This is a genomic window from Streptomyces sp. NBC_01571 (assembly GCF_026339875.1).
Taxonomy (GTDB): Bacteria; Actinomycetota; Actinomycetes; order Streptomycetales; family Streptomycetaceae; genus Streptomyces.
Genome location: NZ_JAPEPZ010000001.1, coordinates 3,886,576 through 3,912,665 on the forward strand (window position 1 = coordinate 3,886,576; position 26,090 = coordinate 3,912,665).

General features: G+C 68.9%; 20 protein-coding genes and 2 tRNA genes. 3 read left to right on the plus strand and 19 right to left on the minus strand.

What is annotated here, in order from left to right:
• The first annotated feature begins 299 nt into the window (after positions 1-299).
• The gene (locus tag OHB41_RS17490) at positions 300-770 is read left to right on the plus strand and encodes a VOC family protein (protein WP_266699165.1); all 471 of its coding nucleotides are present in this window, start codon (positions 300-302) and stop codon (positions 768-770) included.
• Between the two features lie 122 nt (positions 771-892).
• Here OHB41_RS17490 and OHB41_RS17495 read toward each other — a convergent pair whose 3' ends face one another.
• From OHB41_RS17495 to OHB41_RS17550, 12 genes are all read right to left on the minus strand, one after another.
• Positions 893-1,693 (minus strand): maleylpyruvate isomerase family mycothiol-dependent enzyme, encoded by an 801-nt coding sequence (locus tag OHB41_RS17495; protein WP_266699167.1) that lies wholly within the window; start codon positions 1,691-1,693, stop codon positions 893-895.
• A gap of 501 nt (positions 1,694-2,194) precedes the next feature.
• Positions 2,195-4,165: a TIGR03960 family B12-binding radical SAM protein gene (locus OHB41_RS17500; RefSeq protein ID WP_266699168.1), complete on the minus strand. Its 1,971-nt coding sequence runs from the start codon at positions 4,163-4,165 to the stop codon at positions 2,195-2,197.
• A gap of 80 nt (positions 4,166-4,245) precedes the next feature.
• Complete coding sequence (locus tag OHB41_RS17505; protein ID WP_266699170.1) at positions 4,246-5,787, minus strand: CYTH and CHAD domain-containing protein; 1,542 nt, start codon at positions 5,785-5,787, stop codon at positions 4,246-4,248.
• Between the two features lie 377 nt (positions 5,788-6,164).
• Positions 6,165-7,361, minus strand: a complete 1,197-nt coding sequence (gene rodA / locus OHB41_RS17510; RefSeq protein ID WP_266699171.1) for a rod shape-determining protein RodA — start codon at positions 7,359-7,361, stop codon at positions 6,165-6,167.
• Positions 7,358-9,616 (minus strand): penicillin-binding protein 2, encoded by a 2,259-nt coding sequence (gene mrdA / locus OHB41_RS17515; RefSeq protein WP_266699172.1) that lies wholly within the window; start codon positions 9,614-9,616, stop codon positions 7,358-7,360. The genes rodA and mrdA overlap by 4 nt, the downstream gene beginning before the upstream one ends.
• A gap of 98 nt (positions 9,617-9,714) precedes the next feature.
• Complete coding sequence (gene mreD / locus OHB41_RS17520) at positions 9,715-10,383, minus strand: rod shape-determining protein MreD (RefSeq protein WP_266699173.1); 669 nt, start codon at positions 10,381-10,383, stop codon at positions 9,715-9,717.
• A 12-nt stretch (positions 10,384-10,395) separates the two neighbouring features.
• Complete coding sequence (gene mreC, locus OHB41_RS17525; protein ID WP_266699174.1) at positions 10,396-11,340, minus strand: rod shape-determining protein MreC; 945 nt, start codon at positions 11,338-11,340, stop codon at positions 10,396-10,398.
• 183 nt (positions 11,341-11,523) lie between these two features.
• Positions 11,524-12,543: a rod shape-determining protein gene (locus tag OHB41_RS17530; RefSeq protein WP_153290602.1), complete on the minus strand. Its 1,020-nt coding sequence runs from the start codon at positions 12,541-12,543 to the stop codon at positions 11,524-11,526.
• 325 nt (positions 12,544-12,868) lie between these two features.
• Positions 12,869-13,282, minus strand: a complete 414-nt coding sequence (gene ndk / locus OHB41_RS17535; protein ID WP_266699175.1) for a nucleoside-diphosphate kinase — start codon at positions 13,280-13,282, stop codon at positions 12,869-12,871.
• A 126-nt stretch (positions 13,283-13,408) separates the two neighbouring features.
• Positions 13,409-13,762 (minus strand): DUF4233 domain-containing protein, encoded by a 354-nt coding sequence (locus OHB41_RS17540; RefSeq protein ID WP_266699176.1) that lies wholly within the window; start codon positions 13,760-13,762, stop codon positions 13,409-13,411.
• Positions 13,763-13,767: 5 nt separating this feature from the next.
• Positions 13,768-15,309, minus strand: a complete 1,542-nt coding sequence (gene folC / locus OHB41_RS17545; protein ID WP_266699177.1) for a bifunctional tetrahydrofolate synthase/dihydrofolate synthase — start codon at positions 15,307-15,309, stop codon at positions 13,768-13,770.
• Between the two features lie 386 nt (positions 15,310-15,695).
• Positions 15,696-18,326 (minus strand): valine--tRNA ligase, encoded by a 2,631-nt coding sequence (locus tag OHB41_RS17550; RefSeq protein ID WP_266699178.1) that lies wholly within the window; start codon positions 18,324-18,326, stop codon positions 15,696-15,698.
• Positions 18,327-18,461: 135 nt separating this feature from the next.
• Between OHB41_RS17550 and OHB41_RS17555 the strand changes: the two genes are divergently transcribed.
• On the plus strand, positions 18,462-19,439 hold the full coding sequence (locus tag OHB41_RS17555; protein ID WP_266699179.1) for a hypothetical protein: 978 nt from the start codon (positions 18,462-18,464) through the stop codon (positions 19,437-19,439).
• Positions 19,440-19,518: 79 nt separating this feature from the next.
• Here OHB41_RS17555 and clpX read toward each other — a convergent pair whose 3' ends face one another.
• The 5 genes from clpX to OHB41_RS17580 all read right to left on the minus strand — a co-directional run bounded on the left by clpX (position 19,519) and on the right by OHB41_RS17580 (position 24,551).
• Positions 19,519-20,805, minus strand: a complete 1,287-nt coding sequence (gene clpX / locus OHB41_RS17560) for an ATP-dependent Clp protease ATP-binding subunit ClpX (protein ID WP_266699180.1) — start codon at positions 20,803-20,805, stop codon at positions 19,519-19,521.
• 160 nt (positions 20,806-20,965) lie between these two features.
• Complete coding sequence (locus OHB41_RS17565) at positions 20,966-21,646, minus strand: ATP-dependent Clp protease proteolytic subunit (protein ID WP_266699181.1); 681 nt, start codon at positions 21,644-21,646, stop codon at positions 20,966-20,968.
• Positions 21,647-21,773: 127 nt separating this feature from the next.
• Positions 21,774-22,379: an ATP-dependent Clp protease proteolytic subunit gene (locus OHB41_RS17570; protein WP_060897745.1), complete on the minus strand. Its 606-nt coding sequence runs from the start codon at positions 22,377-22,379 to the stop codon at positions 21,774-21,776.
• A gap of 482 nt (positions 22,380-22,861) precedes the next feature.
• Positions 22,862-24,247, minus strand: a complete 1,386-nt coding sequence (gene tig / locus OHB41_RS17575) for a trigger factor (protein WP_266699182.1) — start codon at positions 24,245-24,247, stop codon at positions 22,862-22,864.
• A 227-nt stretch (positions 24,248-24,474) separates the two neighbouring features.
• A tRNA-Pro gene (locus OHB41_RS17580) sits at positions 24,475-24,551 on the minus strand.
• A 152-nt stretch (positions 24,552-24,703) separates the two neighbouring features.
• Between OHB41_RS17580 and OHB41_RS17585 the strand changes: the two genes are divergently transcribed.
• A tRNA-Gly gene (locus OHB41_RS17585) sits at positions 24,704-24,774 on the plus strand.
• A gap of 84 nt (positions 24,775-24,858) precedes the next feature.
• Here OHB41_RS17585 and OHB41_RS17590 read toward each other — a convergent pair.
• Positions 24,859-25,197 (minus strand): hypothetical protein, encoded by a 339-nt coding sequence (locus tag OHB41_RS17590; protein WP_266699183.1) that lies wholly within the window; start codon positions 25,195-25,197, stop codon positions 24,859-24,861.
• Positions 25,198-25,680: 483 nt separating this feature from the next.
• A complete protein-coding gene (locus OHB41_RS17595) occupies positions 25,681-25,875 on the minus strand; it encodes a hypothetical protein (RefSeq protein ID WP_054231893.1) in 195 nt (64 codons plus the stop codon).
• Positions 25,876-26,090 lie beyond the last annotated feature (215 nt).

The window sequence follows — 26,090 nt, forward strand, 5'->3', positions numbered from 1 at the left end:
GGTGGCGCCTCGTCTTGAGGAGCGTGGTGAGGGCTCCGACGAACCCCACACTCAGCGCAAACCCCGCAACGATCATTCCCGCATTGTCGTCGACCGAGCCCACCATCACCGTGAGCGCCCACGTACCGAAAGCGCCGAGGCACCATGCTCGGGCAGCGAGATTGCCCCGCCGGCGCCACTGATGGAAGAGAAAGCTGCGACTGCGACCTGAGGGCTGTCCCGCGATCCTCCGATGAGTTCCGCCGGCTGCGCCGGTCTACCAGGACGCACGCCATCGAGCCACCGACTGGAGACCCGCCATGACCAATCCCGCACATCCCGGCCGCATGCTGTTCGTGAACATCCCCGTCGCGGACCTCGAGCGCAGCAAGGCGTTCTTCGGCAAGCTCGGGTTCAGCTTCGATCCGAAGTTCACCGACGAGACCGCCGCCTGCATGCTGGTCGGCGAGCACGCCTTCGTCATGCTGCTCAGCCGCGAGAAGTTCGCGGAGTTCGCGAAACTGCCGATGGCCGATCCCACCACGCACACGCTGGCGTTGTACTGCTTCAGCGTGTCGTCCCGCGACGAGGTCGACACGGTCAGCGCCGCTGCGCTCGCGGCGGGCGGCGCCAAGGCAGATGACGCCGAGGACTACGGCTTCATGTACTCACGCAGCTTCTTCGACCTCGACGGCCACGGCTGGCAGGTCATGTGGATGGACTCGACGGCGGCGGAGCAGGGGCCCGAGGCGTTCGCGGCCTCCACGCAGGACGCCGACACCCCGGCCTGACCCAATGCGTGCCGCACCTGCGCTGACCGCTGCGGTTCGTGCTTGTTGGTGTCAGCCGCTGGTGTCAGACGCCGCATGCAGTCTGACAACAAGGCTTACTTCGCCGCTCTACAGCACCCGTCCTACTCCTCCGGGTCCCACGCGCGAAGCAGGTCGAACAAACCTGCGTCTCCCTCGATCTGCAGGGAGTCCGCCGGGATACGGTCGTACACGAAGAGAACCAGCTCACTGGCCGTGCCGCGAACGGAGACGCCGGCCGCGCTCGGGCCCCCGTCGGCAGCGGCGACAGGCGTCGTGCCGGGCGCGGAGACACGGGTGGAGCGTGCGCCGTCGCCGTCGACCGTGAGGCGCCACGAGCGGCCCTCGGTGGCGTGGAAGTCGAAGGCAGTGGGCTTGTGCGGCCAGGCACTCGTCGTCGCGACACAGGTGAACAGGAACTCCTCGACACCGTCGAGTGCCACCTCACCCGGCAGCGGCTCCGGGGCACCCCCCAGAGTGACCTGGGCGTCGTACGTGTGCACCGCGAACTGCTGGAGCTGGTGCCGGGCGACGGCGCCACAGGTCCGCGGCGACTGGGACGCATCCCACCACGTCCAGCAACCGCGATCCGGGCCGACCTCCCGCAATGCGTCCAGCAGTTGCTCCGTGGACTCCGCCAACCAGGCCAGCAGGGCCTCGCGCTCCCGGGGCGCAGCCGGGGCGCCCTCCGCTGCGGACTTGGCCGGAGCAGGCCCTGCGGCGACGGTGGCGGCCCAGTCGCGGCGCCCCTCGCCGATGTGCTGCGCCAGATCGAACAGCGTCCACTCGGGGCAGGTCGGCACCTGCACGTCGAGGCTGGGCGCGGAGGCGACCGCGGCGCGGAAGGCGGTCGACCGTTCGTCGATCAGTCGCAACAGAACGGGGAACGTAAGTGTCGTTGTCACAAGGACTCTTTATCACCGTGTCCCGACAATCGGACAGTGATTTTCACAGCCGCGGCGGCGAGCGCGCGGCACGGGCCGGGCGCCCTCGGATGACGCCGTGTCCACATTCTGAAACGATCGGTGAGTCACGCAACGCCGCGCCGGCAAGGCCGGCGGAGTGCAGCCGGGTGCCCTGACGAAGTGGAGCAACCCGTAACTCAGCCGCGTAAGGCACCCCTCAGCGCCAAGCCCATAACTCACGTGCCGACGAAAGCCGGCGAGCCCCCTTCCCGCTCAGGAAAGGGGGCTCGCGGCAATACAGTCACGCAAAAGCCGGTACCAACCTGAGACCCACTCCACCTCGGAAACGGTGTGCGGCGAAGCCTCGGGGCGCGGCAGCGGCGTCCGGAGGGGCGTTGACGGCGCCGACGGCCGAGGGGCCGAGACGCCGACCGCAGCCGCCACCTCGTCCTCGCTCACCCCGCCAGCACCTCAACCACCCGTTCGAGCACCCCGCTCACCTCAGTGCGTGTGACCGCTCGAAGCGGGCGTCGGTGCAGCGTTCTTGACCGTCAGCGGCAGCAACTTCTTGCCGGTCGGGCCGATTTGGATGGACGTGTCCATCTGCGGACAGACGCCGCAGTCGAAGCACGGCGTCCAGCGGCAGTCCTCGACCTCGGTCTCGTCGAGGGAGTCCTGCCAGTCCTCCCAGAGCCAGTCCTTGTCGAGGCCGGAGTCGAGGTGGTCCCAGGGGAGGACCTCCTCGTACGTGCGCTCACGGGTCGTGTACCAGTCGACGTCCACGCCGAAGGCGGGGAGGGTCTTCTCGGCGCACGCCATCCACCGGTCGTACGAGAAGTGCTCGCGCCAGCCGTCGAAGCGGCCACCGTCCTCGTAGACCGCTCGGATGACCGAGCCGATGCGGCGGTCGCCGCGGGAGAGCAGGCCCTCGACGATGCCGGGCTTGCCGTCGTGGTAGCGGAAGCCGATCGAGCGGCCGTACTTCTTGTCGCCGCGGATCTTGTCGCGGAGCTTCCCGAGGCGGTCGTCCGTCTGCTCGGCGGAGAGCTGCGGGGCCCACTGGAAGGGGGTGTGGGGCTTGGGAACGAAGCCGCCGATCGAGACCGTGCACCGGATGTCGTTCTGGCCGGAGACCTTGCGGCCCTCGGCGATCACGTTCATCGCCATGTCGGCGATCTGCAGGACGTCCTCGTCCGTCTCCGTCGGCAGGCCGCACATGAAGTACAGCTTCACCTGGCGCCAGCCGTTGCCGTAGGCGGTGGAGACGGTCCGGATCAGGTCCTCCTCCGAGACCATCTTGTTGATGACCTTGCGCATGCGCTCCGAGCCGCCCTCGGGCGCGAAGGTCAGGCCCGAGCGGCGGCCGTTGCGTGTCAGCTCGTTCGCCAGGTCCACGTTGAAGGCGTCGACGCGGGTGGAGGGGAGGGAGAGGCCGATCTTGTCCTCCTCGTACCGGTCCGCCAGGCCCTTCGCGATGTCACCGATCTCGCTGTGGTCCGCGGAGGACAGGGACAGCAGGCCCACCTCCTCGAAGCCCGTCGCCTTCAGGCCCTTCTCGACCATGTCGCCGATGCCCGTGATGGAACGCTCACGGACCGGACGCGTGATCATGCCGGCCTGGCAGAAGCGGCAGCCGCGCGTGCAGCCGCGGAAGATCTCCACGGACATGCGCTCGTGGACCGTCTCCGCGAGCGGGACGAGGGGCTGCTTCGGGTAGGGCCACTCGTCGAGGTCCATGACCGTGTGCTTCGACACGCGCCACGGAACGCCCGACTTGTTGGGCACGACACGGGCGATCCGGCCGTCGGCCAGGTACTCGACGTCGTAGAACGCCGGGATGTAGACGTTGCCCGTCCTGGCCAGGCGGAAGAGGACCTCCTCGCGGCCGCCCGGGCGGCCCTCCGCCTTCCAGGCCCGGATGATCTCGGTCATGTCGAGCACGGCCTGCTCGCCGTCGCCGATGATCGCCGCATCGATGAAGTCGGCGATGGGCTCGGGATTGAAGGCCGCGTGGCCGCCGGCCAGCACGATCGGGTCGTCGAGCGTGCGGTCCTTGGACTCCAGGGGGATCCCGGCCAGATCCAGGGCCGTCAGCATGTTCGTGTAGCCCAGCTCCGTGGAGAAGGACAGCCCGAAGACGTCGAAGGCCTTCACGGGGCGGTGGCTGTCCACCGTGAACTGGGGGACCCGGTGCTCGCGCATCAGCTCCTCCAGGTCCGGCCAGACGCTGTAGGTGCGCTCCGCGAGGACGCCCTCGCGCTCGTTGAGCACCTCGTAGAGGATCATGACGCCCTGGTTGGGCAGTCCGACCTCGTAGGCGTCGGGGTACATCAGTGCCCAGCGGACGTCGCAGGTCTCCCAGGGCTTGACCGTGGAGTTGAGCTCTCCGCCGACGTACTGGATCGGCTTCTGCACATGCGGGAGCAGAGCTTCGAGCTGTGGAAACACCGACACAGCGGCTTCGGCAGGCATCTCGCGAACCTTCGTGAGCGGGGATGTACTGACAGGGGTGACCATCCAGCGTAACGCGACCGGGAGCACCCCCCGTACGCTCAGATCCCGCTGCCGCCCCGGATCGCCTCCCACTCCCCCGGGAACGCGGCCTCGACCGCCGCCGCGCGACGCTCCTCACGTCCGTACAGCACCCCGTACGTGAACGCGCTCTCGCCCGCCGCGTGGGCCTGGGCGGCCAGGTCGCGCAGGGCCTCGCGGGCCATCACGCTGTCCTGGTGGTCGCCGAGCAGGCTCTGCAGCGACTTCATCGACTTGACCAGGCCGGCCGCGGGTCCGCCGAGGGCGGGGACGGCGGCCTCGGCCGCGTACCGGGTGCGCTTGGCCTTCTTGCGGGCCTCGTGCATCGCGAGGTCGCGGTCGGCGCCGGGGGCCAGGTCGAGGGCCTGGTCGGCCAGCGCGGAAACCTTCGCGAAGTCCTTCCGTACGGCCTTGGTGATCACCTTCGAGGGGTCGCCCGCCGCGGCCTTCAGCCGGGGCGGGTCGGTCACCACACCGTCCAGCGCCGCCAGCAGGTCCAGGTAGCGGCCGCCGTCCAGCACGGCGATCAGGTGGCGTCGGGAGCCGTCACCGCGGGCCTGCGACCAGGTGCGCACACGGTCGCGGACGGGGCCACTGAGCAGGGCACCCGGGAGCTCGTCGAGCGCCGTCGTGAGGCGTTCGGTGAGGACTTCCTGGTCACGGCCGACGCCCAGCTCGCCGGCGAGCCACTTCAGTTCCTCGCCGATCGGGTCGGTGACGACGCGGTCGAAAATCTTGCCGTACGAGCGGAAGGCGCTGCGCATCCGGCGGGTGGCGACGCGCATGCTGTGGACGGAGTCGTGCAGGTCCCGGCGGACGGCGGGGTCCAGTTCGATGATCGCGTCGAGCTGGGTGCGGAGGTAGGCGAGGACGTGGTCGCCGGCCGTCCGCGGGGCCCGGTCCGCGGGCTTGTCCGGCTTCTTCGTGGCCTTCGTGGTCTTCGTCGTCCTCGTGGTGTCCGTGTCGCTGAGGGCCCTGGCCAGTTTGGACTTCGAGGAGGAGCGTGCGAGTCCCGCCTTGCGGAGCTTCTTCTCCACCTTGTCGAGGAAGGCCGGATCGCCGTCGTCGGCGAGCTCCACCTCGATCTCCGTCCACTCGGCGGCGCCGGTGCCGCCGCTGAGGCGCTCCGCTCGGACGCGGTCGACACTGACCTCGGCGAGCAGCGCTCCGGAGGCGTCGACGAGGTGGCGGACGTCGCGGGCCGACAGCAGGCGTACGACGGGGACGAGTTCGGCCTCGCGCACCCGGGAGCGTACGAGGGCGGACAGGGAAGCGGGGACGGTGTCGGAGAGCGGGGCGCGGATCTCGTCGCGGACGCCTTCGGAGACGGGGAGCTTGAGGTGCCAGCCGGCGTCGTCGCCGCCGGTGCGACGGCGCAGGGTGAGGGAGGCGGCGGCGAGTCGTTGGTCGGCCGTGTCGTAGTAGGTGGCGTCGAGGTCCGCCACGCCCTTGTCGATGACGCCCGAGACCCCGGGGACACGGGTCAGGTCCGGCAGGGCCGGGTCCCCTCCGGTGGGGGAACCCTCGTACTTCCGCTCGATTTCTCGCTTGGTGTCCGCCATGACCTGAATCTAGTGGCAGCGGGGCCGGGATGGCAGTGCCCGGACCTGCCGGGACTGTCGCGGGAGTCCGGATTCCGCCCCCGCCGCGCCTCGCCGTTCCGCTCCCCCCGGCGGCCGCCGTCCCCGGTTCCCCGCGCACCCTGAACGATCCCGTCCGAAAAAGCCCGGGCCGCCCTGAACACGAACCGGGCCGCCCTGAACGAACCGTCCCGACCGGCGTCCGGGGGACGGCAACCACCGTTCGGCGCACGGCACCCCGACACGAGTCGGGCCGGCCCACCGTCGGGCGGCCCCGGAGACCGGCGCAACGCGCCCTGCGGAGCGGGGCGCCCGGTGGGGCGCCCGACGGGAGACATCCCCGTCCAACCGCCGGATGCCTACGCCGACATGGGCCGTTGGACTCTGATCGACTGCAGCAGGCCCACCGCCACCCATACCGCGAACATCGATGAGCCGCCGTAGGAGACGAAGGGGAGGGGGAGGCCGGCGACCGGCATGATGCCGAGCGTCATGCCGATGTTCTCGAAGGCCTGGAAGGCGAACCAGGCGATGATGCCTGCGGCGACGATCGTGCCGTACAGCTCGGTGGTCTCGCGGGCGATGCGGCAGGCCCGCCACAGGACGACGCCCAGCAGGAACAGGATGAGGCCCGCGCCAACGAAGCCCAGTTCCTCGCCCGCGACCGTGAAGACGAAGTCCGTCTGCTGTTCGGGGACGAACTGGCCCGTCGTCTGGGAGCCGTGCCCCAGGCCGGTGCCGAAGAGGCCGCCGGAGCCGATGGCGATCCGCGCCTGGTTGGTGTTGTAGCCGACGCCTGCCGGGTCGAGGTCGGGGTTGGCGAAGGCGGCGAAGCGGTTGATCTGGTACTCGTCGAGGATCTTGAGCTGCCAGATCGCCACCGCGCCCAGCGCGCCCGCCCCGAGCAGGCCGAACACCCAGCGGTTGGAGGCACCGGAGGCGAGCAGCACGCCGAGCACGATGATGACCGCGACCATGATCGTGCCGAGGTCGGGCATGAGCATGACGATCATCATCGGGACGGCCGCGAGGCCCAGTGCCTGCAGCACCGTGCGGTGGTCCGGGTACTGCTTGTCGCCCGCGTCCACCCGGGAGGCCAGCAGCATCGCCATGCCCAGGATGATCGTGATCTTGGTGAACTCGGCGGGCTGGAGCGAGAGACCGCCCGCGACGAGCCAGTTGCGCTGGCCGTTGATCGTCGCGCCGAGCGGGGTGAGCACCAGCAGGATCATGAAGACCGAGAGGCCGTACAGGATCGGGACCGCGGTGCGCAGGGTGCGGTGGCCGAGCCAGACCGTGCCGATCATCAGAGCGATGCCGATGCCGGTGTTCATGAGGTGGCGGATGAGGAAGTAGTACGGGTCGCCCTGGTTGATCTCGGTGCGGTTGCGGGTCGCCGAGTAGACGAGGGCCGAGCCGATCAGCGACAGCGCGACGGCCGAGAGCAGTATCGGCCAGTCGAGGCGGCGGGCCAGCGAGTCGCGGGCGAGGAGCCGCGACATTCCGCCGCGCTCGGGGCCGTACCCGGAGACGGAGAAGTTGTTCGCTCCGGTCATGTCAGGATCCTCGTCCTCCGCCGCTTCCGCGGGCGCTGCGCGCGCCTGCGGGTGTCGCGGTTGCTCGTATTCGGCGACGGCGTGGTGGCCCCGTCCTGGTTCTGGTCGGTGGTGTCGGAGGTGTCCTTCTTGTTGGCCTGCTGGTCCTTGGCCGGGTCCTTGGAGATCTCCGGGGAGTCGATCGAGCCGTCGGGCTGGATCTTGGGAAGGCTCTTCTGCGGGGTGGGGAGCAGGGCCTTCTTCTTGTCGACGGCACCGTCGGGCGAGACGCCGTACAGGGCGTTGTAGATGTTGCGGACGGCCTCACCGGAGGCTCCGGAACCCGTACCGGCCTGGGCGATCGTCATGACGATCGTGTAGTCCTTGGAGTAGGTGGCGAGCCAGGACGTCGTCTGCTTGCCGTAGACCTCGGCGGTACCGGTCTTGGCGTGCAGCGGGATCTTGTCCTGCGGCCAGCCACCGAATTTCCAGGCGGCCGTACCGCGGGTGACGACGCCCTCCAGGGCCGCGTTCATGCCCTTGAGCGTGGCCTTGCTGACCGGCAGTTTCCCGCGGACCTGGGGCTTGATCTCCTTGACGCTCCTGCCGTCGGCGCTGACGATCGCCTTGCCGATGGTGGGCGTGTGCACGGTGCCGCCGTTGGCGATCGCCCCGTAGATCATGGCTTCCTGGATCGGGGTGACGAGGGTGTCGCCCTGGCCGATGGAGTAGTTGATCGAGTCACCCTCGCGCATCTTGTTGCCTTCGAGGCAGTTCTCGTACGCGATCCGCTGGACGTAGTCGCCGTTCTTCTTGCCGGTCTTGCACCAGACGGCCTTGTTGGCCTTCCAGTAGTTCTGCTTCCACTGGCGGTCGGGGACGCGGCCCGTGACCTCGTTGGGCAGGTCGACGCCGGTCTCCTTGCCGAGGCCGAACTGGTGGGCGGCCTTGTAGAAGTAGTCCTTGGGGGTCTTCTTCGGGTTGATGCCGCCGTCCTTCTTCCACTCGTTGTCGGCGAGGCCGTAGAAGACGGTGTCGCAGGAGACCTCGAGGGCCCGGCCGAGTGAGATGGGGCCGAAGTTCTCGCCCTCGAAGTTCTTGAAGACCTGGCTGCCCACGGAGTAGGAGCTCGTGCAGGGGTAGTTGCCGTCGAAGTCGTAGCCGGCCTCGACCGCGGCGGCCGTGGAGACGACCTTGAACGTCGAACCGGGCGCGGACTGACCCTGTATGGCCCTGTTGAGCAGCGGGTAGTCGGAGCCCTTGCCGGTGAGCCGCGTGTAGTCCTTGGCGGAGATGCCGCCGACCCAGGCGTTCGGGTCGTACGTCGGGTTGGACGCCATGGCGACGATCCGGCCGGTCTTGGCCTCCATCACGACGACCGCGCCGGAGTCGGCCTTGTAATTCTCGCTGGTGATCTTGTCGTACTGGGTACGGGCGATCTTCATCGCGTTGTTCAGCTCGTACTCGGCGACGCGCTGGACCCGGGCGTCGATGCTGGTGACGAGGTTCGCACCGGACTCGGCCTTGTCGCTCTTGGCCTTGCCGATGACACGGCCCAGGTTGTCGACCTCGTAGCGGGTGACGCCGGCCTTGCCGCGCAGTTCCTTGTCGTACTGGCGCTCGAGACCGGAGCGGCCGACCTGGTCGGAGCGCAGGTACGGCGACTCGGTGTCCTTGGCCTTGGTGATCTCGGCGTCGGTGACGGGCGAGAGGTAGCCGAGGACCTGTGCGGCGTTGGACTTGCCGGGAGCGGCGTAGCGCCGTACGGCCTCGGGCTCGGCGGTGATGCCGGGGAAGTCCTCGGAGCGCTCACGGATCTGCAGGGCCTGCTTGGCGGTGGCCTCGTCCGTGATGGGGATCGGCTGGTAGGGCGAGCCGTTCCAACAGGGCTGCGGGGTCTTCGCGTCGCACAGCCGGACCTTCTGGATGACGTCCTCGGGCTTCTCGCCGAGCACGCCGGCGAGCTTGGTCAGGACCGCCTTGCCGTCGTCCTTCATCTTCAGGAGGTCGGTGCGCGAGGCGGAGACCACGAGCCGGGTCTCGTTGTCGGCGATCGGCACACCGCGCGCGTCGAGGATCGAGCCGCGCACGGCGGGCTGGACGACCTGCTGGACGTGGTTGCCGGAGGCTTCCTTGGCGTACTCGTCGCCGTTGCGGATCTGGAGGTACCAGAGGCGGCCGCCGAGGGTGCCGAGGAGGGAGAGCACGAGAATCTGGATGACGACGAGTCGGATCTGGACCCGTGGGGTCCTGCCGGTCTCGGGGATGTTGGTCACTGCTGCTGCCTCCCCCTCTCAGTGTGTGTACGAGACATACGAATACCCGGCCAACCTGTGTACGCCAGCCACGGCGCCCGGAGTGAACTCATCCGCGGTCACAGTCGCTTGACCCCCTTGATGCGCCCCGCGCGGGCGACGCGCGCCCTGGCCGCCTTGACCCGCATACCGCGCTGGCTGCCGATGCGCAGACCGGTGCCGGAGGCGAGCCACCCCGAGGAGACATCGGCGGCCTTGGCCGACGCGCCGGACTCGCCGAGCGGGTTGTTCTCCGCGCGCCGGGCCAGCGCCATCAGGCCCGGCACCACGAACGGCGCGAGCAGCAAGTCGTACAGCGCGGCCGTGAACAGCAGGCTGCCGAGGCCCACATGGCGGGCGGCGGTGTCGCCGACGAGGGCGCCGACACCGGCGTAGAGCAGGGTGGAACCGACCGCGGCGGCGACGACCACGGCCATCGGTCCGGTCGCGGACTTGAGCTGGCCGTTCTCCGGCTTCACCAGACCGGCGAGATAGCCGATGACGCACAGCACGAGGGCGTAGCGCCCGGCGGCGTGGTCGGCGGGCGGGGCGAGGTCGGCGAGCAGGCCCGCGCCGAAGCCGATGAGGGCGCCGCCGACATGGCCGTAGACCATGGCGAGGGCCAGCACGGTCAGGAGGACCAGGTCCGGGACGGCACCGGGGAGGTGGAGACGGGCGAGGACGCTCACCTGGATCACCAGGGCGACGACCACCAGGGTGGTGGAGAGCAGCATCCGGTTGAGACGCATGGGGTTCGGCTCCTACTGCTGTTGCTGCTGGCCGTCGAGGGGGGCGTCCGCCGAGGGGGTGACCGTGACGGTCACGGTCGGCGTGGGCGTCGGTCTGGGCTTGGGGGGCAGGACCTCGTCGCGGGGGTCCTTGCGGGGGGCCTGGACGACGACGCCGACGATGTCGAGCTTCGTGAACGAGGCGTACGGCGTCACGTAGACCGTGCGGGTCAGGCCGCCGCCGGAGGGGTCGACGCGGGAGACCACGCCGACCGGGACGCCGGGCACGAAGGGCTTGTCGGCCTGCGAGCCGAACGTGACCAGGCGGTCGCCCTTCTTGATCTTGGCCTTGCCGTTGAGCAGCTCGACCCGCAGCGGGCGGTCGCCCTGTCCGGAGGCGAAGCCGAGTTCGTCGCTCGACTCCATGCGTGTGCCGACCGTGAAGTCGGGGTCGTTGGCGAGCAGCACGGTGGAGGTGTCGGGGCCGACGGTGGTGATGCGTCCGACCAGCCCGTCCCCGTTCAGCACGGTCATGTCGCGGGTGATGCCGTCGTTCGCGCCGACGTCGATCGTCACGGTCCAGGAGAAGCCCTGGGCCGCTCCTATGGCGATGACCTCGGCGCCCTTGATGCCGTACTGTCCGTCGCCGGCCATGCGCAGCACCTTGTTGAGCTGGCCCAGCCGGCTGCGGTTGCGGTCGTCGCTGCCGAGTTTCGCCTTCAGCGCCGCGTTGTCGTGCTCGAGCCGGGCGACGCGGTCGTGCCGGTCGTCCGAGTCACGGACCGCGGTGATCGCGTTGCCGACGGGGTCGACCGCGGAGGACACCCCGTTCTCGATCGGGCCGAAGACCGTCGCGGCGGCCTGACGGGCGCCCTGGACCGGTGAGTCCTCTCCGCCCCGGATGTCCACCGTGATCAGAGCGAACGCGATGGCGATCAGCAGCACCAGGAGCAGCCGGCTCTCTCGTGTGTCCCTCACGTGCGGCGGCCGTGCCTTCCTCGTCGGAATTCGTCGTACCCAAAGAGGGCAGCCCGCAGGGCTGACCGGAGGGCCTCCCCAAGAGGCTGCCCCAAGAGGCTCTTTGGGTGAGCTTATGCCTCTATATCAACGATCCGCCGTACGAGAGGAGATCATCTCGTACGGCGGAACCGAAGAGTTACCTCATCTGCGCGGCTGGGCGTCCAGCACCTGCTGGAGCGCCTCGAACTCCTCGACGCACTTGCCGGCGCCGAGCGCGACGCTGTCCAGCGGGTCCTCGGCGATGTGGATCGGCATGCCGGTCTCGCGGCGCAGCCGCTCGTCGAGACCCCGCAGCAGGGCTCCGCCGCCGGTCAGAACGATTCCGCGGTCCATCACGTCGCCCGACAGCTCCGGCGGGCACTTGTCGAGCGTCGTCTTCACGGCGTCGACGATCGCGTTGACCGGCTCCTCGATCGCCTTGCGGACTTCGGCCGCGGAGATGACGACGGTCTTGGGCAGCCCGGACACAAGGTCCCGGCCACGGATTTCGGTGTGCTCGTCAGTGTCGAGGTCGTACGCCGAACCGATCGTGATCTTGATCTGTTCCGCGGTCCGCTCACCGAGGAGGAGGCTGTACTCCTTCTTGATGTGCTGGATGATCGCGTTGTCCAGTTCGTCGCCCGCGACGCGGATGGACTGGGCGGTGACGATGCCGCCGAGCGAGATCACCGCGACCTCCGTGGTGCCGCCGCCGATGTCCACCACCATGTTGCCCGTGGCCTCGTGGACCGGCAGGCCGGAACCGATGGCCGCGGCCATGGGCTCCTCGATGATGTGCACCTGGCGGGCGCCGGCCTGGGACGACGCCTCGATGACGGCACGGCGCTCGACGCCCGTGATGCCGGAGGGCACACAGACGACGACACGTGGACGGGCGAGATAGCGCCGCTTGTGGATCTTCAGGATGAAGTAGCGGAGCATGCGCTCGGTGATCTCGAAGTCGGCGATGACACCGTCCTTCAGCGGACGTACGGCAACGATGTTGCCGGGGGTCCGCCCGATCATCTTCTTGGCCTCCGCGCCGACCGCGAGAATGCCACCGGTGTTGGTGTTGATCGCGACGACGGACGGCTCGTTGAGTACGATCCCGCGACCCCTGACGTACACCAGCGTGTTGGCGGTCCCGAGGTCGACAGCCATGTCACGGCCGATGAACGACATTGAGTTCCCCATCAGGATTCGTCTGGCCTTCCCAAGTGGAGCTTTGACGGCTTGTCAGGTAAGGCGAGGTGGGTGCTGTGACGTGAAGGCTTACATCGTAGACGCGCCTGCACGAACACTGCGCGAGGGTCTTCGCCATTGTCAGCATGTGCGACGCCGCCCCGCTTGTGGAGACGGGCCATCGGGGGCACGCGTTCCCCCAATCGGCACGCATATGCCACAGGACGGCCGGAAATTTCACGGCCGCCCCGGAGCGGACATCCGAATGACGAGACGATCCCGCGAAAAATTCGCGGAAAATTAGCGCTCGCGCGGTCCGTGGAACTCAGCCGCGGCCGGGAAAGAAGATCTTCAGCTCACGCTCGGCGGACTCCTCGGAGTCGGAGGCGTGGATCAGGTTCTCGCGGACGATCACGCCGAAGTCCCCGCGGATGGAGCCGGGGGCCGCGGCGATCGGGTCGGTGGGGCCGGCCAGCGCCCGCACCCCTTCGATGACCCGCTCACCCTCGACGACCAGCGCCACGACCGGGCCGGACGCCATGAACTCGACGAGCGGCTCGTAGAACGGCTTGCCCTTGTGCTCGCCGTAGTGCTGCTCCAGCGTGTCCTGGTCCAGCGTCCGCAGCTCCAGCGCGGTGATCTGCCAGCCGGCCTTGCGCTCGATGCGGCTGATGATCTCGCCGGTCAGGCCACGACGGACGGTGTCGGGCTTGAGCAGGACGAGGGTGCGCTGGCTCACGGTGGTGCTCCTTCAGGTCACAAGTGTGCGGGTGACCGAGGCTACAGGGCGTGTCGGGGTGGGTGTCACGCAGAGTCAGGTGATACGCGGCCTCGGGACCTGCGCGGAAGTCGTGGGGCGCGTCCGCTACACGGCGTGCCCCTCCGCCTCCGCCTGCGCGGCGAACCGGGCCTTCGCCTCGTCGATCTTCCGGCCGTAGTGCACCGAAGCCCACCACAGCGCCGCGAAGATCGCGCCCAGGAAGAACATCGAGGTCACGAAGAACCCGCCGGCGATCAGCACGATCTGGAGGGCCCAGCCGAGCTGCACGCCGCCGGGCCGGGTGATCATGCCACAGAGCAGGACACTCAGCACCATGACGATCCCGCTGACCGTCCAGACGGTGGACGTGGACAGCCCCGGGTCCTTCATCGCGACCAGCCCGGCGAAGCCGACGACGAAGAACTCGCCGATCAGGGTCGAAGCACAGAGCGTACGCACGGGGGTCAGCGCCTTCCCAGAAGCAGTCGGGCCTCGCCGACGGTGATGACGGAACCGGTGACGAGGACGCCGCCGCCGGTGTACTCGCCCTCCTCCTCGGCCAGCGTGATCGCGGCCTCGATCGCGTCGTCGAGGCGCGGCTCGACCTGCACCCGGTCCTCGCCGAAGATCTCGACGGCGATCCCGGCCAGCTCGTCCACGTCCATCGCGCGATGGCTGGAGTTCCGCGTGACCACGACCTCGGAGAAGATCGGCTCGAAGGCTTCCAGCAGCCCCCGTACGTTCTTGTCGGCACTCGCGCCGACCACACCGATCAGCCGGCTGAAGTCGAAGACCTCGCTGACGGCCTCGGCGGTGGCACGGGCGCCCGCCGGATTGTGCGCGGCGTCCAGGACGACGGTGGGCGAGCGGCGCACGATCTCCAGGCGGCCCGGTGAGGTCACCGAGGCGAAGGCCTTGCGGACGGTGTCGATGTCGAGGCTCTGCGCGTGCGCGGCACCGACGCCGAAGAACGCCTCGACCGCGGCGAGCGCCACGGCGGCGTTGTGCGCCTGGTACGCGCCGTGCAGCGGCAGGAAGACCTCCTCGTACTCCCCGCCGAGCCCGCGCAGCGTGACCAGCTGACCGCCCACGGCGACCTGCCGCGCCACGACCCCGAACTCCAGGCCCTCGCGGGCCACGGTGGCATCGACCTCGACTGCCTTCTTCAGCAGCACCTGGGCCGCGTCCACCGGCTGCTGCGCCAGGATGACGGTCGCGTCCTGCTTGACGATGCCGGCCTTCTCCGTGGCGATCTCGCCGGGGGTCGTGCCGAGGCGGTCGGTGTGGTCGAGGTCGATGGGGGTGACGACGGCCACGGCGCCGTCGATCACGTTGGTGGCGTCCCAGCTGCCGCCCATCCCGACCTCGACGACGGCCACGTCCACGGGAGCGTCCGCGAAGGCCGCGTACGCCATGGCCGTGAGCACCTCGAAGAAGGAGAGCCGGTACTCCTGCTGGGAGTCGACCATCTCGACGTACGGCTTGATGTCCTCGTACGTCTCGATGAACCGCTCGGCGGAGACCGGGGTCCCGTCGAGGCTGATCCGCTCGGTGACCGACTGGACGTGAGGGCTGGTGTACCGGCCGGTGCGCAGGTCGAAGGCGCCCAGCAGGGCCTCGATCATGCGTGCGGTGGACGTCTTGCCGTTCGTCCCGGTGATGTGGATCGAGGGGTACGCGCGCTGCGGCTCGCCCAGCACGTCCATCAGCGCGGCGATGCGGCTGACGGAGGGCTCCAGCTTGGTCTCGCCCCAGCGGGTGGCGAGCTCGGCCTCCACCTCGCGCAACGCCCTGTCGATCTCGGGGTCGGCCGGGCGGGCGGGCACGTCGGCCCGCTCGGCGGCGCTGCCCCGGGCACGCAGGGTGCGGCTGCCGGCCTCGATCACCGCGAGATCGGGGTCACGGTCGGTCTCGGCCGCGACGATCTCGTCGAAGAGACCGATCGGATCCCGCGGTTCCGATTCGCCTGACTCGCTGCTGTCGTCGTACGGGGGGAGCTCACTCACCCTCCCAGTCTACGGAGCCGCGCCCCTCCGGGGGTTCCCGCCCCCACCGGCCCCGCGGCCTCGACTCCGCTCGCCCAGGGACCGGCCAGGGGCGCTGCGCCCCCCGGACCCCCGCATCGGCCTGAACGGCCTCGTCCTCGAACGCCGGACAGGCTGAAACACCCACCGGGGGCGAGGCCCCGCCCAAAAGGCGCGGGGAACTGCGCGACCAGCCCCCACCGGCCCGCACGCGAGAGACCGGGCCGAATCCCCGCCCAAGGGGCGCGGGGAACTGCGCGAGCAACCCCCACCCACCCGCACCCGCACCCGCACCCGCACCCGCACCCGCAGAAACGACAAAGGCCCCCGGAACCTCAAGGGTCCCGAAGGGCCTTCGTCGGCCAGCCTCATGCCTGCGGCAGTCGCTCCAGCTGCGTCCGGATCCGCGCGATGTCCTCGTCCGCCTTGGCGAGCCGCGTACGGATCTTCTCCACCACCTGGTCCGGAGCCTTGGCGAGAAACGCCTCGTTGCCGAGCTTGGCGTTCGCCTGGGCCTTCTCCTTCTCCGCGGCGGCGAGATCCTTGGCGAGCCGCTTGCGCTCGGCCGCCACATCGATCGTGCCGGAGAGGTCGAGCGCCACCGTGGCACCGGCGACGGGCAGCGTCGCCGTGGCCGCGAAGGCCTCCCCCTCCGGCTGCAGGCGCAGCAGCTGGCGGATGGCCGCCTCGTGCGGGGCCAGCGCGGTCCCGTCGAGCGTCAACCGGGCCGGAACGCGCTGACCGGGCTGCAGCCCCTGGTCGGCGCGGAAGCGGCGGACCTCCGTGATGACCTGCTGGAGCGTCTCGATCTCCCGCTCGGCGGCGGCGTCACGGAACCCGCTGTCCTTCGGCCAGTCGGCGACGACGACCGACTCGCCGCCGGTCAGCGTCGTCCAGAGCGTCTCCGTCACGAACGGGACGACCGGGTGGAGGAGGCGGAGCGTCACGTCGAGGACCTCGCCGAGCACCCGGCCCGAGATCTCCGCGGGCTCGCCGCCCGCCATGAACGTCGTCTTGGACAGCTCGACGTACCAGTCGAAGACCTCGTCCCACGCGAAGTGGTACAGCGCGTCCGACAGCTTCGCGAACTGGAAGTCCTCGTAGAACGCGTCGACTTCGGCCACGGTCTTGTTCAGCCGCGACAGGATCCACCGGTCGGTTGCCGACAGCTTCTCCGGGTCCGGCAGCGGCCCTTCGACCGTCGCGCCGTTCATCAGCGCGAAACGGGTGGCGTTCCAGATCTTGTTGGCGAAGTTCCGGGACGCCTGGACCCAGTCCTCGCCGATCGGCACGTCCGTACCGGGGTTGGCGCCGCGGGCGAGCGTGAAGCGGACGGCGTCCGAGCCGTACGCGTCCATCCAGTCGAGCGGGTCCACCACGTTGCCGAAGGACTTCGACATCTTCTTGCCGCGCTCGTCACGGACCAGGCCGGTGAGGGCGATGGTCTTGAAGGGCACCTCGCCGTCCATCGCGTACAGGCCGAACATCATCATCCGGGCGACCCAGAAGAAGATGATGTCGTGGCCGGTGAGCAGGACGTCGGTCGAGTAGAACTTCTCCAGGTCCACGGTCCGCTCGGGCCAGCCCAGCGTGGAGAACGGCCACAGGCCGGACGAGAACCAGGTGTCCAGGACGTCCGTGTCCTGCTTCCAGCCCTCGGCCTCCGTGCCCGGCGGCTCCTCGTCGGGGCCGAGGCAGACGACCTCGCCGGCGGGCCCGTACCAGACGGGAATCCGGTGACCCCACCACAACTGCCGCGAGATGCACCAGTCGTGCATGTTGTCGACCCAGTCGAAGTAGCGCTTCGACATGTCGGCGGGGTGGATGGCGACCCGGCCGTCGCGGACGGCGTCACCGGCCGCCTGGGCGAGCGGGCCGACCTTGACCCACCACTGCATGGACAGACGCGGCTCGACGGTGGTCCTGCACCGCGAGCAGTGGCCCACGGAGTGGACGTAGGGGCGCTTCTCGGCGACGATCCGGCCCTGCGAACGCAGCGCGGCGACGATCGCGCTGCGCGCCTCGAAGCGGTCGAGGCCCTGGAAGGGGCCGTGGGTGGTGATGACGGCCCGCTCGTCCATGACCGTGATCGACTCGAGGCCGTGGCGCTGGCCGATCGCGAAGTCGTTCGGGTCGTGGGCGGGGGTGACCTTCACGGCGCCCGTGCCGAACTCGGGGTCGACGTGGGTGTCCGCGACGACCGGGATCGTACGGTCCGTCAGCGGAAGCTTGATGCGCCTGCCGACCAGGTGCTTGTACCGCTCGTCGTCGGGGTGGACGGCGACCGCCGTGTCACCGAGCATCGTCTCGGCACGGGTGGTGGCGACCACGAGGGTCTCGTCACCCTCCCCGTACTTGATCGAGACCAGCTCGCCGTCGTCCTCCTGGTACTCGACCTCGATGTCGGAGATCGCCGTCAGACAGCGGGGGCACCAGTTGATGATGCGCTCGGCGCGGTAGATCAGCTCGTCGTCGAACAGCTTCTTGAAGATGGTCTGGACGGCCTTGGACAGCCCCTCGTCCATGGTGAACCGCTCGCGGTCCCAGTCGACACCGTCACCGAGGCGCCGCATCTGGCCGAGGATCTTGCCGCCGTACTCCTCCTTCCACTGCCAGACGCGCTCGACGAACTCCTCGCGCCCCAGGTCCTGCCGCGACTTGCCTTCCTCGGCGAGCTGCTGCTCGACCTTGTTCTGGGTGGCGATACCGGCGTGGTCCATGCCGGGGAGCCAGAGCGCCTCGTAGCCCTGCATGCGCCTGCGGCGCGTCAGCGCGTCCATCAGCGTGTGCTGAAAGGCGTGGCCCAGGTGCAGCGAGCCGGTGACGTTCGGCGGCGGGATGACGATGGTGTACGCGGGCTTGTCGCTCTTCGCGTCGGCGGCGAAGTAACCCCGTTCTACCCAGCGCTCGTACAGCTTCCCCTCTACCTCGGCCGGCGCGTACTGGGTCGGCAGTTCGGAAGTGGGCGCTGATTGCGGCTGCTGAGAGTTCTCGGTCACGGGGTCAGTTTAGAGGCGTCACCGCCCTGTCCCTAAACGCGTTTCTTTCGTAACGGTCCGCCCCCCACTGCCGTGGCATCCCGGGCGTTGCGCCAGGATGTCAGGAACACATAAGCATCTGGAGGGGAACCCAGAATGAGCTACAACCAGCCGGGCCCGTACGGCGGGCAGCCCCAGCAGCCCGGACCGTACGGCGGTCAGCCGGGGCAGCCTGGCCCGTACGGCCAGCCGCCGCAGGCGCCCCAGCCCGGCTACGGCTACCCGGCACAGGCTCCGGGGACTCCCCCGCAGCCCGGCTACGGCTATCCCCAGCAGGCTCCCCAGGCGCCCCAGGGTGCCCCGCCCCAGACGCCTCCGTACGGCCAGCAGCAGCCGTACGGCCAGCAGCCCCCCTACGGTCAGCAGCCCCCTTACGGTCAGCAGCCCTACGGCGCTCCGCAGCCGCCCGCGCCCGGCGGCGGCAAGAAGAAGACGGCGCTCATCATCGGCGCGGTGGCGGTCGTGGCCGTGATCGCCGTGGGCGCGGCCCTCCTCGCCGGTGGCGGCGGGGGCGGCGCCTCGGTCGGGGACGACGGGGCGCACAAGCTGACGGCGCCGGCGACCGTGATCGACGACACGTACAAGAAGAGCGGCGACGCCAAGTCCGGCACCATGTCCAAGTCGGACATCAAGGACGCCGAGAGCTGGGGCGTCGAGAACCCCAAGGACGTCAGCGCGAGCTACCAGAGCGGCAGCCCCGTCAACGGCAAGCTGGTGACGTTCAGCGGCGTCTACGGCAGCATCGACGACCCGGAGAAGGTCATCGACGCCATGTTCGCCAACACCAAGAAGGAGTCCGAGAAGGGCTCCGCCTCCGACGGCAAACTCGTCGGCAGCCCTCAGAAGATGACGCCCGCCGGCTTCAAGAACGGTGTCATGAAGTGCCAGTTCGTGGAGACCGAGGCCAGCGGCAAGACGACCCGGATGCCGATCTGCATCTGGGGCGACCACAGCACCGTCGCCTACGTGGTCTCGTACGACACGGCGAGCATCATCGCGGGCAAGAGCGGGTCGATGGACGTCGCGGCCGAGACCGCCAGCAAGCTCCGTGACGACGTCCGCGTCAAGATCTGACCGTTCACGTCGACACACGAAGGGCCCCGGTCGGTCGACCGGGGCCCTTCGTCATGTGCCTGGTGTGTACATCTGCGGGTTACGCCGTCTTCTGCTCCCCCGGGCCCCGCCCGCGGGCGTCCCGCGGGATGAGTGTCGGGTTGACGTTCGACAGGACCACGTCGGCCGTGATGACGACCCTCGCCACGTCCTTGCGCGAGGGGACCTCGTACATCACCGCCTGGAGGACCTCCTCCATGATGGCGCGCAGGCCGCGCGCGCCGGTCTGGCGGAGGATGGCCTGGTCGGCGATGGCCTCGAGCGCCTCGCGCTCGAAGTCCAGCTCCACACCGTCGAGTTCGAAGAGACGCTGGTACTGCTTGACGAGCGCGTTGCGCGGTTCGACGAGGATCTGGAGGAGCGCCGCGCGGTCGAGGTTGTGGACCGACGTGATGACCGGGAGCCGGCCGATGAACTCGGGGATCATGCCGAACTTGACCAGGTCCTCGGGCATGACGTCCTCGAACTGGTCCTTCTCCTCCAGTTCGCGCTTCGAGCGGATCGTCGCGCCGAAGCCGATGCCCTTCGCACCCGCGCGGGACTCGATGAGCTTCTCCAGGCCCGCGAAGGCGCCGCCCACGATGAACAGGACGTTCGTCGTGTCGATCTGGATGAACTCCTGGTGCGGGTGCTTGCGGCCGCCCTGGGGCGGGACCGAGGCCGTCGTGCCCTCCAGGATCTTCAGCAGCGCCTGCTGGACACCCTCACCGCTCACGTCGCGCGTGATCGACGGGTTCTCGCTCTTGCGGGCCACCTTGTCGATCTCGTCGATGTAGATGATGCCCGTCTCGGCCTTCTTGACGTCGTAGTCCGCTGCCTGGATGAGCTTCAGCAGGATGTTCTCGACGTCCTCGCCGACGTAGCCCGCCTCCGTCAGCGCCGTCGCATCGGCGATGGCGAACGGGACGTTGAGCATCCGGGCGAGTGTCTGGGCCAGCAGGGTCTTGCCGGAGCCCGTGGGACCCAGCAGGAGGATGTTGGACTTCGCCAACTCGATGGCGTCGTCCCGGTTCTGACCGCCGCCGTTCTCACCCGCCTGGACCCGCTTGTAGTGGTTGTACACCGCGACGGAGAGGGCCTTCTTCGCGGCCTCCTGGCCGACGACGTACCCCTCCAGGAACTCGTAGATCTCGCGGGGCTTGGGGAGTTCCTCCCAGCGGACCTCGCTCGTCTCCGCGAGTTCTTCCTCGATGATCTCGTTGCAGAGATCGATGCACTCATCGCAGATGTACACACCGGGGCCTGCGATGAGCTTCTTGACCTGCTTCTGGCTCTTGCCACAGAACGAGCACTTGAGCAGATCGCCGCCGTCACCGATGCGTGCCACGGTGTGCTTCCCCTTCGCCTGGGAGACGCCTAGGTCCAGCGACTCCTGGTGCTGCCTTATGAACGACGGTACCTTGCCGAGCCCCCCGTTCGGGCCCCCCTTGGCGTGGTTCACTTTGTCGTGAACCGCGCCAAGGAGCGGCAGACGATACAGCGGTACGTCAGACGATCGCGGAACTGTTCATCTTGCGGGTGGAGATGATCTGGTCGATCAGGCCGTACGCCAGCGCGTCCTCAGCGGTGAGGATCTTGTCGCGCTCGATGTCCTCGCGGATCTTCTCGATCGGCGTGGTCGAGTGCTTGGCCAGCATGTCCTCGAGCTGCGCACGCATCCGGAGGATCTCGTTCGCCGCGATCTCGAGGTCCGAGACCTGGCCGCGGCCGGTCTCGCTGTAGGGCTGGTGGATCAGCACACGGGCGTTCGGGAGCGCCATGCGCTTGCCCGGCGTACCGGCGGCCAGCAGGATCGCGGCGGCCGAGGCGGCCTGGCCCATGCAGACCGTCTGGATGTCGGGCTTCACGAACTGCATCGTGTCGTAGATCGCGGTGAGCGCCGTGAAGGAGCCACCGGGACTGTTGATGTAGACCGAGATGTCACGGTCGGGGTCCATCGACTCCAGGCACAGCAGCTGCGCCATGACGTCGTTGGCGGAGGCGTCGTCGATCTGCACGCCGAGGAAGATGACGCGCTCCTCGAACAGCTTCGCGTACGGGTCGTACTCACGCACGCCCTGCGAGGTGCGCTCGACGAAGCGCGGGATGACGTAGCGGGACTCCGCGCGAGGACCGGTGTACTCGGCCTGCGCGCGGGCGTGGAGGCCGCTGCCGGGGAAGTCGTTCACTGTGTCTCCTGAAGAGCCTGAAAAGGGCTGAGGCGGTCGCCTGGGGGCGCTGGGGGCCCTGCGCCACCCCCGCCGGGCGGGGATGGCGGCTGGGGGCCCCACGGCCGCCCTGGGGGCGCTGAGGGGCTTACGCCGCCCCGGTGCCGCCGCCGCCCGGCATGCCGGCAGCGGTGGGCATGATGTCGTCGATGAGGCCGTACTCCTTGGCCTCGATCGGGTCGAACCAGCGGTCGCGGTCCGAGTCTCGGGTGATCTGCTCCACGGTCTGGCCGGTGTGGAAGGAGGTCAGCTCCGCCATGCGCTTCTTCGTGTGCAGCAGCCGCTCGGCGTGGATCTTGATGTCCGAAGCCGAGCCGGCGAGACCGGCCGACGGCTGGTGGATCAGGATCTCGGCGTTCGGCAGCGCGAAGCGCTTGCCGGGGGTGCCCGCGCTGAGCAGGAACTGGCCCATCGAGGCCGCCATGCCCATGGCGATCGTCACCACGTCGTTCTTGATGTACTGCATGGTGTCGTAGATCGCCATGCCCGCGGTGATCGAACCGCCGGGGCTGTTGATGTAGAGGTAGATGTCCTTGTCCGGGTCGGAGGCAAGGAGCAGCAGCTGCGCCGTGATCTTGTTGGCGATGTCATCGTCGACCGCCTGGCCGAGGAAGATGATCCGCTCGCCGAGCAGTCGGTTGTAGACCTGGTCGCCGAGGCCACCACCGATGGGGTCGCCGGCAGCTGTGGGCATCAGATTCGTCACGTATCCACCTGCTCGTCTTACGACGGCGCCGGGCCGTCTCACGTCTTCTGCTGGGGGCGTGGGACCCCGGTGCAACACCGCTCCGGGCGGCTTCGGGGACTCCCCTGCCCTCGTATTCATGGACCCTAACGCGCTGGTCCCTCCGGGGAATCCCGGAGAAGGAACTGTTCGCTGTGAGCGCATGCGCCGCGGCGCCCGGACCGGGGTGCCGCGGGCCCCTGGAGAGGCGCGCGGAGCCGCGCCGCCCACCCCCGCGGGGCCGTGCGGACGTCCGCCACCGACTGTGCGCCGTCGGGTACGTCCGGTGGCGGAGCGCTCGCCCGGTTCCGTACGCCCCCGAGACACGCGGCGGGCCCCAGGGGGCGAGGACGGGGGCCCGGAAGACGTACGGGCCCCCGGGGACTCGTAAGTCCCCGGGGGCCCGTCGCGACGTACTGGTGAGGCGGTCAGCCCTCGGGCTGGTGAGGCGGTCAGGCCTCGGGCTTGCCCTCGGCGGCCTCGGACTCGACGACCTCGGTGGACTCCGTGGAGCCCTCCGTCTCGTCCTCGTCGTCCAGGTCGACGATCTCGCCGTTCGTGTCCTTGACCGTGGCGGCCTCGACGACGACAGCGAGCGCCTTGCCGCGGGCGACCTCGCCGACCAGCATCGGGACCTGGCCGCCCTCGACGACCGCCTGGGCGAACTGGTCGGGGGACATGCCGGAGGAGGCCGCACGCCGCATGAGGTGCTCGGTGAGCTCCTCCTGGTTGACGTTCAGCTTCTCCTTGTTGACGAGCTCGTCGAGGACGAACTGCGTCTTGATGCCCTTGACCGCGGCGTCCTTGGTCTCGGCGTCCCACTCTTCCTCGGTCTTGCCCTGGATCTCCAGGTACTTCGCGAGGTCGAGGCCCATCTGGCCGAGCTGGTGGTGCTCGAGGTTGTGCTTGCGGGTGTTGATCTCGTCCTCGAGCAGCTTCTCGGGGACGGGCACCTCGACCAGCTCGAGCAGCTTCTCCAGGACGCGCTCCTGGGCCTGCGTGGCCTGGTCGTACTCCTTCATGTTCTCGAGGCGCTTGCGGCTGTCCGCGCGGAGCTCCTCGAGGGTGTCGAACTCGGAGGCGAGCTGCGCGAACTCGTCGTCCAGCTCGGGGAGTTCGCGTGCGGCGACCTGGGAGACCTTGACGGTGACCTCGGCCTCCTTGCCGGCCGCGGAGCCGCCCTTGAGCTCGGAGGTGAAGGTGGTCTCGCCACCGGCCTCCAGGCCCTTGACGGCCTCGTCGATGCCTTCCAGCAGCTCGCCGGAGCCGATGGTGTACGAGACGTCGGAGGCGACGCCGTCCTCCAGCACCTCTCCGTCGACCTTGGCCTCCAGGTCGAGCGTGACGACGTCGCCCTCCTCGGCGGCGCGCTCGACCGGCGAGGTGGACGCGAAGCGCTCACGGAGCTCCTCGACGGCCTTCTCGATGTCCTCGTCGCTCACCTCGATGGCGTCGACCTCGACCTCGATGCCGGAGTAGTCCGGGATCTCGATGGCCGGACGGACGTCGACCTCGGCGGTGAAGTTCAGCGTCTCGCCGTCCTTCAGCTCGGTGATGTCGACCTCGGGCTGGCCGAGGACGTTCAGCTCAGCCTCGTTGACCGCTTCGGTGTAGAACTTCGGGAGCGCGTCGTTGACGGCCTCTTCGAGCACGGCGCCGCGACCGAACCGCTGGTCGATGACGCGGGCCGGGATCTTGCCCTTCCGGAAGCCCTTCACCGTGACCTGCTGGTTGATCTTCTTGTACGCCGCGTCGAGGCTGTCCTTGAGCTCCTCGAAGGGCACCTCGACAGTGAGCCGAACCCGGGTCGGGTTCAGGTTCTCCACGGCGCTCTTCACGGTTCGGTCTCCTTGTGGCTGACTTCTTGGGGGTACTGCTGCGGGGTTCCGCTGCGTGCGTCCGCCCGGTCGGTCGGGCGGAGCCGTAGTGGATTCACGGGCCCTTGAGAGACGTAACAGTGCAGACATACGGGCGCGCAACCTGCATAGTAACCGCAGGCGGTACACGCCCCAAAAGGCGATCTTGCGATCCCGGCCATCGGCCTTCGGTCGCCGGATGCCGCTGGTGGTCGGGGTGGCGGGATTTGAACCCACGGCCTTCCGCTCCCAAAGCGGACGCGCTACCAAGCTGCGCCACACCCCGTCGGTGCGACACGTAGGGTACATGCCCGCAGGCAGTGCGGCTGCCGCATTTCACGGACGTCCGCGGGGCGCCGGAACAGGGTGTGCGTCGAGGGGGTACAACCCGCTACGATGCCTTCAGCGCCGCGGTCACTGACCTGCGGGGCAATGCGTGCGGGCGTAGCTCAATGGTAGAGCCCTAGTCTTCCAAACTAGCTACGCGGGTTCGATTCCCGTCGCCCGCTCTGAACGGCTCAGGGCCAGGTCAGAGGTTCATTCCTCCGCCTGGCCCTGATCGTTTCCGCGGTCCGAGTGAGCCTGCGGAAGCTTCAGCACGAGCCCTGCCCCTGACGGAACCCGGATTTGAAGCCGTCCTTGAAGCCGCGCTGGTAGTCCCTGTCCTTGTTCTTGTCCTTGTGCAGGACGGTGGCGGCTCGTTCGTCGTCCCCGCAGCTCCGCTGACCCTGGCGGACACCGGACTTGAAGCCGTCCTTGAAGCCGCGCGTGTAGTCCTGGTTCGACTTGGAAACGTTGACGGCCGCACTGGCGTGCGTCTCGCTCGGTGCGGACGCGGACGCCTGCTGCATGCCGACCGGGACCAGAGCGATGGTTGCGGCGATGAAGGCCGAGCTCAGGATGGCGGCGCCTCTTCTGTGCGCGGTAGACATAACAGTCCCTTCGCATTTTTCTCACATAGAGTCAATTCCTACTATAGTCACCCATTCAGGTGTCGCAACTGGGCTTGTCGCTCAGGCATTTCCTGCCCGGGGCGCGGCGCCCAGGGGGCGCGAGGGCAGGAGTCGAGTGGCGTTCTCCCCCGGCCCGGCCTCGGTCGTTTTCGAGGTTGCCGGGGCGCGGCGAGGCCGGCCGGTCGCGCCGCGGACGGCACGAAGGGCCGAGCATGGCGCGGACCGGCGCGAAGGGGTGAGCGCGGCGCGGACGGCGTGAAGGCTCGCGCGCTCGGCGCAATACAGCGTGAAGGGTTGCGCGCTCCGCGCGGGCGGCGCGGAGCGGTCAACCGCGGGAGTGCCGGGGTGCGGTGGCCGGGCATCCGGCGGGCAGGGGTGGCCGAGGGCGCGGCCGTCGGTGTCCGCGGCCGTCGCGTGCGGGCCGGGCCGCGGCCGGACCTGGATCAGTCAGGACCGGTCCGGTCAGAAGCTGATCGAGTTGATGGTCTGCGCTATCGAGTCGAGGAACCGTTGGATGGACGGAGCCATGCCGGTCGACGCGAGGAAGAAGCCGAAGAGCACCGCGACGATCGCGGGCCCCGCCTTGATCGATCCTCCCCGGATCAGCACCACGAGGATGATCGCCAACAGCAGTACCACTGACAGCGAGATGGCCACAACTGATCACACCCTACGGTCGGTTCGCTCTCCCGGCCCGGGGATGCAACCCCTCACACCCCCGCCAGAACCATCGTGCCACCAACGCGGCTTCCGTATGCCGCAGGTGACACATCATCGGTCGCGAACCCGTGGAGCCCACTCACCGGCCGCCTTCGGGAACGAGTGAACCACAGTGCTCCGCAGCGTAATTCGAGGGCATCCCGGTCAGGAAA

Bases quoted from the DNA above. Each gene is read 5' to 3' on its own strand.
- OHB41_RS17590 (WP_266699183.1), bottom strand. From the start codon at position 25,197: ATGTCTACCGCGCACAGAAGAGGCGCCGCCATCCTGAGCTCGGCCTTC.
- mreD (WP_266699173.1), bottom strand. From the start codon at position 10,383: ATGCGTCTCAACCGGATGCTGCTCTCCACCACCCTGGTGGTCGTCGCC.
- OHB41_RS17530 (WP_153290602.1), bottom strand. From the start codon at position 12,543: ATGTCGTTCATCGGCCGTGACATGGCTGTCGACCTCGGGACCGCCAAC.
- OHB41_RS17490 (WP_266699165.1), top strand. From the start codon at position 300: ATGACCAATCCCGCACATCCCGGCCGCATGCTGTTCGTGAACATCCCC.
- OHB41_RS17505 (WP_266699170.1), bottom strand. From the start codon at position 5,787: ATGGCGGACACCAAGCGAGAAATCGAGCGGAAGTACGAGGGTTCCCCC.
- OHB41_RS17570 (WP_060897745.1), bottom strand. From the start codon at position 22,379: ATGCCCACAGCTGCCGGCGACCCCATCGGTGGTGGCCTCGGCGACCAG.
- OHB41_RS17555 (WP_266699179.1), top strand. From the start codon at position 18,462: ATGAGCTACAACCAGCCGGGCCCGTACGGCGGGCAGCCCCAGCAGCCC.
- OHB41_RS17500 (WP_266699168.1), bottom strand. From the start codon at position 4,165: ATGCCTGCCGAAGCCGCTGTGTCGGTGTTTCCACAGCTCGAAGCTCTG.
- rodA (WP_266699171.1), bottom strand. From the start codon at position 7,361: ATGACCGGAGCGAACAACTTCTCCGTCTCCGGGTACGGCCCCGAGCGC.